General features: G+C 71.4%; 12 protein-coding genes. 10 read left to right on the top strand and 2 right to left on the bottom strand.

Annotated features, from left to right (window positions below; all coding sequences use genetic code 11):
- Positions 1 to 860 (bottom strand): HD domain-containing protein (locus tag HY703_09400; protein MBI4545399.1); only part of this gene is annotated, 860 nt, incomplete at its 3' end.
- 48 nt (positions 861 to 908) lie between these two features.
- On the opposite strand from HY703_09400, the gene HY703_09395 reads away from it, so the two are divergent.
- On the top strand, positions 909 to 1,493 hold the full coding sequence (locus HY703_09395) for a hypothetical protein (GenBank protein ID MBI4545398.1): 585 nt from the start codon (positions 909 to 911) through the stop codon (positions 1,491 to 1,493).
- Between the two features lie 35 nt (positions 1,494 to 1,528).
- Here the strand turns inward: HY703_09395 and pckA are convergent, their stop codons facing one another.
- Positions 1,529 to 3,115: a phosphoenolpyruvate carboxykinase (ATP) gene (gene pckA, locus HY703_09390; GenBank protein MBI4545397.1), complete on the bottom strand. Its 1,587-nt coding sequence runs from the start codon at positions 3,113 to 3,115 to the stop codon at positions 1,529 to 1,531.
- A gap of 190 nt (positions 3,116 to 3,305) precedes the next feature.
- On the opposite strand from pckA, the gene HY703_09385 reads away from it, so the two are divergent.
- The 9 genes from HY703_09385 to HY703_09345 form a co-directional block, all read left to right on the top strand.
- A complete protein-coding gene (locus HY703_09385) occupies positions 3,306 to 5,096 on the top strand; it encodes a BamA/TamA family outer membrane protein (GenBank protein MBI4545396.1) in 1,791 nt (596 codons plus the stop codon).
- Between the two features lie 300 nt (positions 5,097 to 5,396).
- Positions 5,397 to 6,713, top strand: coding sequence for an amidohydrolase family protein (locus tag HY703_09380; protein ID MBI4545395.1), 1,317 nt, complete (start codon positions 5,397 to 5,399; stop codon positions 6,711 to 6,713).
- A 138-nt stretch (positions 6,714 to 6,851) separates the two neighbouring features.
- On the top strand, positions 6,852 to 7,784 hold the full coding sequence (locus HY703_09375; GenBank protein ID MBI4545394.1) for a cation transporter: 933 nt from the start codon (positions 6,852 to 6,854) through the stop codon (positions 7,782 to 7,784).
- Positions 7,781 to 8,512: a methyltransferase domain-containing protein gene (locus tag HY703_09370; GenBank protein ID MBI4545393.1), complete on the top strand. Its 732-nt coding sequence runs from the start codon at positions 7,781 to 7,783 to the stop codon at positions 8,510 to 8,512. The genes HY703_09375 and HY703_09370 overlap by 4 nt, the downstream gene beginning before the upstream one ends.
- Positions 8,509 to 9,822 carry an FAD-dependent monooxygenase gene (locus HY703_09365; GenBank protein MBI4545392.1) on the top strand — a complete coding sequence of 438 codons (1,314 nt, stop codon included), beginning with the start codon at positions 8,509 to 8,511 and terminating at the stop codon, positions 9,820 to 9,822. The genes HY703_09370 and HY703_09365 overlap by 4 nt, the downstream gene beginning before the upstream one ends.
- A complete protein-coding gene (locus HY703_09360; protein MBI4545391.1) occupies positions 9,819 to 10,364 on the top strand; it encodes a hypothetical protein in 546 nt (181 codons plus the stop codon). Before HY703_09365 ends, HY703_09360 begins: the two co-directional genes overlap by 4 nt.
- The gene (locus HY703_09355) at positions 10,357 to 11,622 is read left to right on the top strand and encodes a beta-ketoacyl-[acyl-carrier-protein] synthase family protein (protein MBI4545390.1); all 1,266 of its coding nucleotides are present in this window, start codon (positions 10,357 to 10,359) and stop codon (positions 11,620 to 11,622) included. The genes HY703_09360 and HY703_09355 overlap by 8 nt, the downstream gene beginning before the upstream one ends.
- Positions 11,623 to 11,790: 168 nt before the next feature.
- A complete protein-coding gene (locus HY703_09350; GenBank protein ID MBI4545389.1) occupies positions 11,791 to 12,756 on the top strand; it encodes a DUF4126 domain-containing protein in 966 nt (321 codons plus the stop codon).
- 212 nt (positions 12,757 to 12,968) lie between these two features.
- A partial coding sequence (locus HY703_09345; protein ID MBI4545388.1) for an RNA polymerase sigma factor RpoD/SigA occupies positions 12,969 to 13,768 on the top strand: 800 nt, incomplete at its 3' end.

Genomic DNA, 13,768 nt, shown 5'->3' with positions numbered 1-13,768 from the left:
TCGTCGGTCTGTCCCAGCAGCTCTTCCGGCTCGAGCAGCCCCGCGCCCAGCGCATCCGCCACAATCCGCTTGTACATCACGGTTGCCGCCCGCACGCCGTGGTGCCAGTACACGTTGCGGAACATCTGGTACTTGGCGAAGAGCAGCGATTCCAGCGCCGCCACCCCCTTCTCGCGCACCCCGACTTCGAGCCGGCCGGTGGCGGGGTCGCGCAGCAGCGCGAGCGCGTACAGCAGCCGATCCACGTCCACCTCACCGTAGGGCACGCCGCAGAAGCGGGCGTCCCTTTTCAGGTACTCGATCTTGTCCAGGTCCAGGCTGCCGCTCACCAGGTTCTGCAGCGCGCTAGGCGACACGCCCCGGATCAGCTCCTCGACGCGGCCGGGTCCGTCCGCTGCCACCTCGAGCAATGCCGCGTGCACCTCCGGATCTTGCAGGAAGCGGCCGGCCAGGCGCTCGTGGTCCCCCGGGATCAGCGTCTCCTCGAGCTCCTCGATCGCGTGCGAGAACGGGTAGTGGCCGATGTCGTGCAGCAGCGCGGCCAGCGGGATCAAGCGCCGCTCCGCGTCCGGCACCTCCGCCAGGGCGTTCTCCTCCTGCAACACGGCCAGGGCGCGCTGCGCCAGGTGGTATACGCCGACGGCGTGGTCGAAGCGGGTGTGCGTCGCACCCGGGTAGACCAGGTGGGCCAGGCCGAGCTGCTTGATGTAACGAAGACGCTGGAAGGCGGCCGAGTCCGCTATGCGTACGGCCGTGGGTTCGAGCCGGATGGTGTCCCAGAGCGGGTCGCGCAGGATGACCGGACGCGCCGGCGGCCGTGCCGCGCGGCCACGCCCGCGGCCCGGCGAGCGCTCAGCCACAACGCCTACCCCCTTTCCACCCCCGCGCCCTGCCGCTACGTTTGCTGGATGTCTCGCCGGACCCTCGCCGCTGCATTCACGCTGCTCCTGCTGGGATCTTCGCGCCCTGGCGCGGCGCAGCGGATCCATCATCTCGATGCTCCGGAGGCCGCGGCAGCCCGCACAAGCGCCCCTGCTCCCGCTCCCGGACACAGCAGCACGGCCACGCCAGCCGAGCGCGGCGACTTCAAGCTCATGTTCGGGGGCGGCCTGCTTGGCGGCACCCTCGGCTACCTCGTGGGCTGGGGGACGGCCACCGGGGTCGCCTCCGCGATCGAGAGGCAGGGCCGGGACGCGGAGCCGTTTGTCCCCTATCTCCTGGCTCTCCCCAGCCTCGCCTCGGCCGCCGGCGCAGTGACCGGCGCCAGCAAGGGTGGGTGCAGTCGGCTGGCCTTCGGCAGCCTGTACGCCCTGAGTAGCTGCGCCGACGCCCGGGTCATGCTGCTCGGTGCCCTGCCCGGCGCGGTGCTGCAATACTTCCTCCCCCGGGACGATGTCGGCGCACTCGCCGCCAGCGTAGTCGCGGAAGCCGGCGGCGCCGCTCTGGCTGGCAGTCTCGCCCGCCGCAGCCGCGCTGAGCGGCCAGCCTGGTAGCTGCCAGCGTTCCCCGCCCGTGGTGGAGGGCGGGGCTACGGGCCGGCGGCACGCACCGCGGGGGACGCCTCGGCCGCGAATTGCTGGAAGTTTTCCCGGAACATGCTGGCCAGCTTGGCCGCTAGCGCGTCGTACGCAGCCGGGTCAGCCCAGGTGGGACGCGGCTCCAGGACCTGGGCGGGGACGCCGGGCACATGTTCGGGGATGCGCAGTCCAAACACCCGGTCGGGCCGGCTCGGCACACTGTCCAGTTTGCCGCTCAGCGCCGCATGGATCATTTCCCGCGTGTACTGCAGGTTCATGCGCTGTCCCACGCCATACGGCCCGCCGGTCCACCCGGTGTTCACCAGCCAGCAGCGCGCCTTGTGCTGCACAATGCGCTCGCCCAGCAGGCGGGCGTACACCGCCGGCTGCAGCGGCAGGAAGGGCGCGCCGAAGCAAGTGCTGAAGGTGGCCTTGGGCTCCATGACGCCGCGCTCGGTGCCGGCCACCTTGGCCGTGTAGCCGGAGAGGAAGTGGTACATCGCCTGCTCGAGTGTCAGCTTCGAGAGCGGCGGCAGCACGCCGAACGCGTCGGCGGCGAGGAATACGACGTGCCGGGGGTGCGCCCCCCGCCCCGTCGGAACTGCGCCCTCGATGAAGGATAGCGGGTAAGACGAGCGGGTGTTCTCGGTGATCGAGCCGTCGTCGAAATCCACTTCCCGCGTCACCGGGTCGACGACCACGTTCTCGAGGATTGCGCCGAAGCGCCGGCTGGCAGCGTAGATGAGCGGCTCGCCCGCCTGCGAGAGGCGGATCACCTTGGCGTAGTTGCCGCCCTCGAAGTTGAAGATGCCCCGATCACTCCAGCCGTGCTCGTCGTCGCCGATGAGGTGACGCGCGGGATCCGTGGACAGCGTCGTCTTCCCCGTGCCGGACAGGCCGAAGAAGAGCGCGACCTCGCCCTCGTCCCCGGCATTGGCCGAGCAGTGCATGGGCAGCACGCCCTGGTGCGGCAGCAGGTAGTTCAGCACCGAGAAGATCGACTTCTTGATCTCACCGGCGTAGGCCGTCCCGCCGATCAGCACCAGCCGTTCCCCGAAATGCAGCACAATGAAGGTGCCGCTGCGCGTGCCATGCACGCCGGGATCCGCCGTGAAGCGCGGCGCGTGCAACACGGTGACGCCGGGCTCGAAGTTCTCCCGCTCTTCGGCTAGCGGCTCGAGGAACATGTTGTGCACGAACAGCGAATGCCACGCGCTGCTGCTCATCACCCGCACATTCAGGCGGTGAGCGGGGTCTGCGCCGGCAAACACGTCCCGCACGAAGAGCTCCTGCTCCTCGAGGTGCTCGAGCAGGTCGTGGTGCAGCCGCCGGAAGTGCTCCGCCTCGAGCGGCACGTTGACCGCGCCCCACCCGATCTCGTCTTCACTCGAGGGCTCGCGAACGAGGAACTTGTCGTTGGGTGAGCGGCCGGTGTGCGGCCGGGTGATGGCGGTGAACGCACCGTCTGCGGTCAGTATCCCCTCGCCGCGGCGCAACGCGTGCTCGCACAACTCGGCCGGGGCGAGATTCCAGTGCACCGGGCCGCGGGGGCACAGCCCGTGTCCCGTCAGATCCTGGCTCAACGCTCTGGTAGCCACACCCTCCTCATCATTCGAGAAGCCGCCCGCCGCGCGAGGGCGCGCCGGACAGCGGGTCGAGGGCGCAAGGTTATGCTGCCCGGCTCAGGCGTGTCAAGCAAAGGAAGGCGCAAGAAGAGCACCCCCGCCGCGGCGGGCTAGTGGTCGAGATGGCGGGATCCAGCCCGAGCGGGCTGGGGTAGTGGCGCGCATGAGGCGCACCGCGATCCTGGCGGCACTCGGCTGCCTGGCACCGGCAGCGGCCGGCGCGCAGCAGACCCTCCCCGCCGGCGCCCGGGCAGCCGATGGGGCCGCCTGCTTGACCGGTCCCATCTCGTTCATTTTTATCGACAACCACTCCATCTTCGACACCTCCGACCCTGCGCTGGACCGCCGCTTCAGTTGGGCGTACCGGCTGGCCAACTCGCTGCACGTGCGCACCCGCCCGTCCCTGATCCGGCGAGAACTGCTCTTCACCCTGGGGGACTGCTATGACCCGGCGCTGTTGGACGAGTCGGAGCGGCTGCTGCGCGGATACGGCTTTCTCTCTCACGTCGATGTCTACGGCGTCCGCCAGCCGGACGGCAGCTACCACGTGCTTGTGGACACGCAGGACGAGTGGAGTACCCGGCTGGACCTGCGCGTCCGGCTGAGCGGCGGGCTGGACTTCGAGGGGTTCCGCCTGCGGGAGGGCAACCTGCTGGGCACGGGCCGGGCGGTGGGCCTCTTCTACCGCGAACGAGAGGTCACGCGCGACTACGGTATGCTCTACGAGACACCGCAGCTCGCCGGCACGCGCTGGGACCTGCGCGCCTCGGGCGGCCGCACCCGCGCCGGCACGTTCGCGAACCAGGCACTGGCCTACCCGTTCGTGGGCGAGGTGGGGCACTGGGCGGGACGGCAGAGCTTCCGGCGAGAGGACCGCTTCTTCGACTACGTGGACTCGAGCCGCGGGCGCGAGCGGCACGTGCTGGCACCGGTCCGCGACAAGGCGGTCGACGTCGCCGCGCTCACCCGCTTCGGCCGGCGCGGCAACCTCACGCTGCTCGGCCTGGGGCTGAGCTTCCAGGAGCTGACCTACCCGGGGCCGGTCGAGCTCGTCCGGGACGACGACTTCGATGACCGCGTGGTCGCGGATAGCGCCCTGGCGGCGCGGGTCCAGCGCCAGATGGAGGAGCTCCACAACCTGCGCGCCTTCCTGCTCCTCGGGCAGCGCAACATCTGGTGGGTGAAGCGGCGAGGCCTGGACGCGCTGCAGGGCCAGCAGGACGTGCGGCTGGGCGCCGAAGTCGAGCTGGCGCTGGGCCGCGCGCTGCCCGGCCTCGAGCGGGACGACGACCTGTTCAGCACGCTGGTCATCTACACCGGGCTGGAATCCGGCCGGTCCCTGGTCACCGGCCGGTTGCGGCTCGACGGCCGCCGTGACCTCGATGCCGCGCCGCCCTCCCCAGAATGGGAGGACGTGCTGGCCGAAGCCGGGCTGCTCGGCTACTGGCAGCCGGAAAGCCTGCCTCGCCATACTCTCGTGCTGCTCGCCCGCGGCGCCGGCGGCTGGCATACGCGTGCCCCCTTCCAGCTCACGCTGGGCGGCGATCTGGGCGTGCGAGGCTACGGCAACGAACGCTTTCCCGGCGGGCGCCGCGCGCTCTTCACTCTCGAGGACCGTGTCTACATCGGCTGGCCGCTCCGCGACGTGCTGGACCTGGGCACAACCGTCTTCCTGGACCTGGGCCGGGTCTGGCCGGGCGACGCCCCCTTCGGCCGCGACTCGGGGTGGCGCAGCGCCGCCGGCTTCGGTCTGCGCGGCTCCTTCCCCGCGGGCGGCCGCACCACCTACCGCATCGACTTCGCTGTGCCGCTCAACGGCGAGTCAGGAGACGGGCCGCGCCTGCTCTTCTCGATAGGCGAGCTGCTCGGCCTCACGGGCGTATTCGGCACGCCGCAGATGCTGCGCTCCCGTCAGTCCTCCCTCTCGGGCGACCTCTTCCATTTCCCCAACTGAGTCGCGGGATTAACCGTTTCCAGACTTGCCCGAGCGCGCTCCGGCGCCGGGGTCTGCCCTTCGGCGAGCTGCGCGATGACGCGCCCACCAGCCCCCCTCCGTTCACCACCCACCGCCTCTACGCCACACGCTCCGCGCGCCTCAGAGCAGACCCCGCGCGCCTTCGCTCGGAGTCCGGGCCAGCACGCGCGCCCCGAAGTCGTGACCGGGGCAGCGCACTTCCCAGGCGCACCCCCCGATCCCATCTTGCGGCCCATGGTGCTCCGCCCCTCGCTCTACACCGCCCGTTGGGTGCTACCCGTGACCTCCCCCCCGATCGCGCAGGGCGCGGTGCTCGTGGACAGTGGTGGGCGGATCGCCGCAGTAGGGCCGGCAGCGGCGGTGCCCGCGCCTGACGGGGCGGAACGCATCGACCTGGGCCAGGCGGCGCTGCTGCCGGGGCTGGTCAACGTACACGCCCATCCCGAGCTGACCGCGTTCCGCGGGCTGCTCGAGGACCTGCCGTTCCAGGAGTGGATTGCCGCGCTCATGGCGGTCAAGCGCGCCGCCGCCCTTACGCCCGAGGAGTATGGCGTCGCCGCCCGCTGGAGCTGCATCGAGGCGCTGGCCGCCGGGATCACCACGCTGGCGGCGACGGAGGAGTCGGGTGCGGCGTTCGACGCGCTGCGCGAGGCCGGCATGCGCGGCGTCGTCTACCGGGAGGTCTTCGGCCCTGCCCCAGCGCAGGCGGAGGATTCCCTGGCGGATCTGCGGGCGCGAGTCGAGAGCATGCGTGCGCGTGAGACCGAGCTGGTCCGCGTCGGCATCTCGCCGCACGCCGTCTACACAGTGTCGGACTCGCTCTTCCGCGTAGCCGTGGAGTACGCGCTCGCGGAATCGCTCCCGGTAGCCGTGCATGCGGCCGAAGCCGAGGCGGAGGAGCGGCTGGTGCAGGAGGGCGCCGGGCCATTCGCCACGGGGCTGCGCGCCCGCGGCATCGACACTCCGCCGCGCGGCAGCTCGACCATCGTGTTGCTGGACCGGCTCAGCGTGCTGCGCACCCGGCCGCTCCTCATCCATGGTGTGCGGGTGGACGGCGGGGACGTGACGCGCATTGCCGCAAGCGGCGCCACGGTCGCCCATTGCCCTGCTGCCAACACCCGGCTGGGCCACGGCATAGCGCCGGTCCCCGAGATGCTGGCCGCCGGCATTGCCGTCGGGCTGGGGTCCGACTCGGCGGCCAGCAACAACCGCATGGACCTCCTGGAAGAGGCGCGGCTCGCCCAGATGCTGCAGCGCGCGCGACTCGGCTCGGCGACTGCGCTGCCGGCCGACCAGTTGCTGCGCCTGGCCACGCTGGACGGCGCCCGCGCGCTGGGACTCGACGGCCGGATCGGCTCCCTGGAGCCGGGCAAGGATGCCGATCTCTGCGCCATCTCGCTTGCCGGCGCCCATGTCACGCCGGTGCACGAGCCGCTGGCCGCGCTCTTCTACGCCGCCCGCGCGCCAGACGTGGCGCTGACCGTGGTGAGGGGGCGGGTGCTCTACCGGGACGGAGTGGTCATCCCGCTGGATGTACAGGCGCTGCAGGGGGCAGTCGCGGCAGCGGCGGCAAAGCTGCGCGCCGCGCGAGCATAAGCCCCGCCTTGCCTTGCCCTGCGCCGGCGGGCATCTTGACCCGCCCGCACGCCGGGGCGGAGCCGCCCGGCGTGCGGCACGGTATCTGGAGTCCGTGAGCGGGCACCCCAGGAAAAGCGAGCGGAGGCGATACGGGACGTGGTTGCACGAGTGGCCTCCGACTACGCCGTGCGGGAATCCCGTCATCGCGAGATACGGCGCGTGCTCGCCTGGACGCTGCTGGCCAACCTGGCCGTGGTCGCGGCCAAGGCGGCGGGCGGCCTCCTGGCCCACACGCTCAGCGTGGTGGCCGAGGCAGCGCACTCCTCGGTGGACGCGTGGAACAATCTGTTGGGGCTGGCGCTGGCGCGGGTGGCGGCGCGGGCGCCCGACGAGGAGCACCCTTACGGCCATGCCAAATTCGAGACCTTGGGCGCCCTGGGCGTCGTCGCTTTCCTGTCCGTCTCGGTCTTCGAGCTGGTGAGCGCGGCCATCGGCCGCCTGGTCACGGGCGCCGGGCGCCCGGAAGCCACGCCCTTCGTCGTGGCAGCGATGGTCGGCTCGGCAGTCGTGAGCGCAGTCGTCTCGAGATACGAAGCACGGCGCGGCCGCGAGCTGGGCAGCGAGATCCTGCTCGCGGACGCGGCGCACACGCGCTCCGACGTCTACGCCTCCCTGGGCGTGCTCGTGGGACTGGGACTCGTCGCGGCGGGCTACCCCCGCGCCGACGCCGCCTTCACGTTGCTCGTGGCCCTGGTCATTGCCCGCGCCGGCTGGCGCATTCTCAAGACCACGGTGCCCGTGCTGGTGGACCAGCGAGCGGTCGAGGCGCGCACCATCCGCCGGATCGCGCTCGATACCCCAGGCGTGAAGGGCGCCTACGCCGTGCGCTCGCGCGGCCGGGAAGGCGAGATCTTCGCGGAACTGACCATTGCCGTCTCCCGGAAGCTGGATGTGGAGAGCGCGCATGCCATTGCGGACGAGGTCGAGCGTCGCGTGGCGCGCGAGGTGAGCGCGCGCGAGGTCGTGGTCCACGTCGAGCCGGACAGTGGGCTGACGCAGCAGGGGCGCCGGCCCGCGGGCCCGCCGTGAGCCGGCCGCCACGGGCGGAGCACGTGGGGGAGCTGCTGGACGCGGCTGTCCACGACCCCCTCGAGCTGGACGTGACGCTGCGCCAGATCGCAGCCGTCAACCGCTGGCTGGGCGGGCGGCGCGCGCTGCTGCGCCACCTCCTGCAGTTGCTGCCCCGCGCCCGGCCGGCACGCATCCTGGACGTGGGCACCGGCTCGGCAGACTTGCCGCGGGCCATCGCCGATTGGGCCCGGCGCCGTCGCCGACCGGTGCAAATTGTGGCCACGGACCTGCACCCGCAGATGCTCGAGATCGCCCGGCGCAGCAGCGCCGCCTACCCGGAGATCACGGTCGAGCGCGCGGATGCCCTGGAGCTGCCCTACCCCGACGATTCTTACGATGTGGCCTTGCTCTCGCTGGCGCTGCACCACCTGGAGGGGGGGCAGCAAATCCGCGCGCTGCAGGAGCTCCGGCGCGTAGCCCGCAGCGGCCTGCTGGTGGGAGAACTCGAGCGCGACTGGCCCAACTACCTGGGCGCCCGGTTCCTGGGCGCGACGCTGTGGCGCAGGAACCGGCTGGTCCGCCACGATGCCCCGCTCTCCGTGCTGCGCGCGTTCACGCCCGCCGAGCTGCTGGATCTCGCCCGCCGCGCCGGGCTGCCGCACCCGCGCGTGCACCGCCACTTCTTCCACCGGCTCGTGCTCGTGGACGCGGAAAGCAGGCGGCAACGGGAGATCCGGCGGACGTGAGCCGCTCTTCCTCCTCTGCCGATGTGATCGTGGTCGGCGCCGGCCCCGCCGGCGCGGCCGCGGCGCTGCTCCTCGCACGTCTCGGGCACGACGTGCTCTTGCTCGACCGGCACGAATTCCCCCGCGCCAAAGCCTGCGGCGACTGCCTGAGCCCGGAAGCCTCGCCTGTGCTCGACCGCCTCGGAGTGCTGGCGCAGGTCGAGGCGCGGGCGCCAGCGCACCTTGACGGCTGGCGCATTGTGGCTCCTGGCGGGCGGGAGTTCACGGCCAGTTTTGCCGCCGCCGCAGGCGGCGACGCGCGCGTAGCTAGGGGCATCGCCCTGGAACGCTCCAGGCTGGACCTTGTACTGGTGGACGCCGCCGTGCTGGCAGGTGCCCGGCTCCTCACGCTTGGCCGCGTTACGGACATCGCGCGCGGCGAGCGCGGCGCTGTGGCGGGCGTGGCCGGCCGCATGTTGGATGGCGAGCCGTTCCGGCTCGGCGCGCGGCTGGTCCTGGGCGCTGACGGGCTGCGCTCGATCGTCGCCCGTCGCCTCGGGTTGCTGCGCCGCGCGCCCCGGCTGCGCAAGCTCTCCCTGACGGCCCACGCCCGCGGCATCAAGGCCTCCGTCACGGGCGAGATGCACCTGGGTGACGGGTGTTGCGCCGGGCTCGCGCCCGTCGAAGCCTGCTCACCCGCCCGGCCCGCGCAGGGCGCCGCGCCCGGCCCCAGCGCCCGCCCCGGTCCAGCGTTCAACCTCACGCTCGTCGTGGACGCGCGGCGCTACGGGCGCGACGTCGCCCGCGATCCGGAATCCTTCTTCTGGACCGCTGTGCGCAGCTTCCCCGGACTGCGCGGGCGGCTCGATCAGACGGCGCTCACCGCACCACTCCTCGCCTCGGGCCCCTTCGACTGGCCGACCCGTGAGGTGGTGGCGGAGGGTGCCGCGCTCGTGGGCGACGCCGCTGGCTACTACGACCCCTTCACCGGACAGGGCATCTACCAGGCGCTGGCCTGCGCCGAGCTGCTCGCGGAAGAAGCCGATGCGGCCCTGCGAGCCGGCGACGTCTCCGCAGCCCGCCTGCGCCGCTACGCTGTGCGCCACCGCGACCTGGTCCGCGGGCCGCGGCGGCTGCAGCACCTGATCGAGGGCATCACGTCGCGCCCCCGGCTGGCCCGCGCAGCCATCGCTCGACTGGCCAGCCGCCCGGCCATGGCCCAGGCCCTCATCGCAGCCACGGGCGACCTCCTCCCGCCACGTTCCTTGCTTTCGCCCCGCCTGCTCCTCAGCTTTCTGGCCCCCTGGCCCGCCCCGGAGGCTGCCGTGTGAGGATCGTCGACGAACACGTGATGCGCGCACCGATCGACGTGTGTTTCCGCGTCGCGGCCGATGTCGAGCGCTGGCCCGCACTCCTGCCGCACTACCGCCGCGTCCGATTCCTGGAACGCGGCGGGTTCGGGCTGGGCCGCGTCGAAATGGCGGCCTGGCGCGCCTTCGCCGGGCCGATCCGCTACCCCGCCTGGTGGGTCTCCGAAATGCGCGCCGACGCGGACGAGCCCGCCATTTACTACCACCACGTCCAGGGCATCACGCGCGGGATGCACGTGAAATGGGAGCTCGAGCCGGAGGCCGGCACCACGCTGGTCCGCATCATCCACGAATGGCCCGGCCCGAAATGGCCGCTGATCGGACGCTTCGCGGCCGAGCACGTCATCGGGCCCCACTTCGTCAGCGCCATTGCCCGCCGCACGCTGGCAGGCGTGGGCGCAGAGGCGGAGCGGCTGGCCGCGACCGGAGGGGCCGCCGGCGCCCCGCGCGGTCCGGGCCGCCGCACCGGCCAGAGCCGCGCAGGGGAACGGCGCCATGCCTGAAAACGGCGACCGCCAGGTTGCCATCACAGGCATCGGCCCCATCACTGCCGCAGGCATTGGCGTCGAAGGCCTCTGGGAAGGGCTGCGGCGCGAGTGCTCGCCCGTGCGCCGCATCACCCGCTTCGACCCCGCCCCCTGGCGCTCCCAGATCGCAGCCGAAGTCGATGAGTTCCTGCCCGAACGGTTCATGGAGCCCAGGACCGCGCGGCGCCTCGACCGCTTCAACCAGTTCTCCATCGCCTCCGCGCGCCTCGCCCTGCAGGACGCCGGCATCGATCCCGCCGGCGTCGACCCGGACCGCGTGGCCGTGCAGATGGGATCCGCACTCGGCGGAATCGCCTACGCCGAACAACAAACCCGCAACCTCGCCGACCGCGGCATCCGCGCCGTCGACCCCCGCGTCGCCCTCACTACCTTCTGCGGCGCCGCCAGTTGCAGCATCGCCATCGAGTTCGGCTTCACCGGGCCCAACTCCACCAACGCCATGTCCTGCGCCTCCGGCACCATCGCCCTGGGCGAGGCGTGGCGGCTGATCCGCGATGGACAGGCCGACATCGCCCTGGCCGGCGGCGTCGAGGCGCCCCTCGCACCCCTCTGCTTCGGCGCCTTCGCCCTCATCCGCGCCATGAGCACCCGCAACCACCAGCCCGAACTCGCCTGCCGGCCCTTCGACCAGCAGCGCGATGGCTTCGTCATGGGGGAGGGCGCCTGCACCCTGGTCCTCGAACGCGCCGACCTCGCCCGCGCCCGCGGCGCCCGCATCTACGCCCAGCTCGCCGGCTACGGCACCACCAACGACGCCCACCATATGACCGCCCCCAGACCCGACGGCTCCCAGGCCGCCCGCGCCATGCGCCTCGCCCTCGCCAGCGCCGGCATCCGCCCCGACCACGTCGACTACATCAACCCCCACGGCTCATCCACAACCCTCAACGACGCCACCGAGAGCCTCGCCATCAAGCAAGTGCTCGGCTCGCATGCCTACCACATCCCCGTCAGCGGCACCAAACCCTACCACGCCCACGCGCTCGGCGCCTCCGGCGCCATCGAGGCCGCCATCTGCTGCCTGGCCATGCAGCGCGGCTGGATCCCGCCTACCCTCAACTTCCAAGGCGGCGATCCCGACTGCGACCTCGACTACGTGCCCAACCACGGCCGCCAGCTCCGGCCCACAGTTTGCCTGTCCAACTCCTTCGGCTTCGGCGGCATCAACGCCTCGCTCGTCCTCACCGCACCCGATCCCGCGGACGGGCAGTAGCTCAGCCCTCCCCCTTGCCCCCTAATCCGGCTCGCCAGGCAGCCCCGCCCCTGTTCCCCGATCCTTGCCCGTTTTCCGGTGCTCCGGCTACCATTAGGCTATGTTTCCTTCGTCCAGCGCCCCACCCCGGCATTCGAGCGGCACGCCGCCGGGCCCTGCGCCTCGCTGATGGCTGAGCCACTCGTGCTGCTCGGGCAGATCGTGGGGCCCGCCTTCGCGGCGGGCCTCAATCTCTACGCCACGGTCGCGGTTGTGGGGCTGGCCTCCCGGATCGGCTGGATCCCCGCGCTCCCCGCCGAGCTCCAGGGCCTCGAGGATCCGGTCGTCATCGCGAGTGCGTTCCTGCTTTACCTCATCGAGTTCGTGGTGGACAAGATCCCGCACCTCGACTCGCTCTGGGACACGATCCACACCTTCATCCGTCCCACGGCTACGGCGTTGCTCAGCTTTGCCGCGCTCGGCGCGCTGCCCCTCGAACAACAGCTGGCTGGAGCCGTTCTCGCCGGCGCGGTCGCGCTGGCGGCGCACGGAGCTAAGGCCGGCCTCCGCCTGGCCATCAACGCCTCCGCCACTCCGGGACCCGGCGCAATCATCAGCGTGGCCGAGGACGCGCTCGCCGTTGCCCTGGCCGTGGCCGCCCTGCGCGACCCCCGCGCGGCTTGGGCCTTCGCCGCGGCAGCGGTGCTCGTCGGGCTCCTGGCCGGCCCCATCCTGTGGCGCGCGTTCCTGCTGGGGTTGCGGGCCCTGACCGCCCGGGGCCGCGCCTTCTTCGGCGGCGCGCGCTGGCGCGAGCTGAGTGAGGTGCCCGGCCAGCTGCGCGCGCTGCTCGAGCCCGCTGCACCCGGCCTCGCCCCGCCACGCGCCGCCCGCGCTGCCCTCAAGGGGCTCCGCGGAGTTGGCGCCTACCGCAACGGCTGGCTCGTCATTACGCCGGACGCTGCCCTTTTCCTGTACCGGTCGCTGCCCGGCCCGCGTCGCCTCGTGCTGCCGCCCACCCGATCCGCCCACATCCGCACGGGGCCCTGGGCCAACGCCCTCGAGCTGGATGGCAAGGACGCACGCTACACGCTCTTCCTGCTGAAAGACGGCCCGCCGCCGGAGGTCGCCCTCCCTCACCTCGCCCATACGCGCTAGACGCGCTAGACGCGCTCGCGGGGGTTTACAGGCAGGAGCTCCGCCTCTATATTAGATAAGTCTATGTCTGGAATCGCCTGGAGGACGTTCGGGGTGCGGACAACGGCGCAGACGAAGCCCCGCCAGCTCCCCACCTGAAAAGCAGCGAGCAAGGCACGACGCGGCTCGCTGCTTTTGCCATTTTCCACCGATTCTGAGGAAGTCATGTCCCTATGTTCGTGAACTCCCGCGCGCTGGACTCCTTCGATCAGTACCTCTTCGACGTAGAGAAGTACCCGCTGATCGACAATCCCCAGGAGGAGCGCGAGCTGGCTCGCCGGGCCCGCACCGGCGACAAGGAAGCGGCCGAGAGGCTGGTCACGGCCAACCTCCGTTTCGTCATCTCCTACGTCAAGAAGTATCAGGGCCGTGGCCTGGGGTTGGCCGAGCTGGTCTGCATCGGCAACGAAGGGCTCCTCAAGGCGGTCAAGAAGTTCGATCCCGACAAAGGTGTGAAGTTCATTTCCTACGCGGTGTGGTGGATCCGCCAGACCGTGCTGCAGGCGTTGGCGGAGCAGACCCGCTCCGTGCGCATCCCACTGAACCAGAACTCGAACCTGGTGAAGCTGTCTCGCGCCGAGACGGCCCTCACCCAGGTGCTGGGCCGCTCGCCCAGTGATCAGGAAATCGCCAACGACATGGGCGAGCCGGTGGACACGATCCGAGCGCTCCGGCGCGTGGCGGCTTCCGAGCTGTCGCTGGACGCACCCATCGATCGGGGTGACCGGGATAGCGCCTCATTTGGCGAACGCTTCGCCGGTGCGGAAGCCGAGGACATCGAGGAGCAGGTCGAAGCCCAGGCGCGGCGCGAGTTCCTGGATCGGATGTTCGAGAAGTACCTGACCGAGCGGGAGCGAAAGATCCTGTATCTCTACTACGGCCTGGACGACGGCGAAGAGAGGACGCTGGAGGAGATCGGCTCGCTACTCGGCGTAACCCGGGAACGCATCCGCCAGATCCGCAACCGCGCGTT

Source organism: Gemmatimonadota bacterium (assembly GCA_016209965.1).
In the GTDB taxonomy this organism is placed as follows: domain Bacteria; phylum Gemmatimonadota; class Gemmatimonadetes; order Longimicrobiales; family RSA9; genus JACQVE01.
This window is presented reverse-complemented; position numbering and strand designations above follow the sequence as displayed.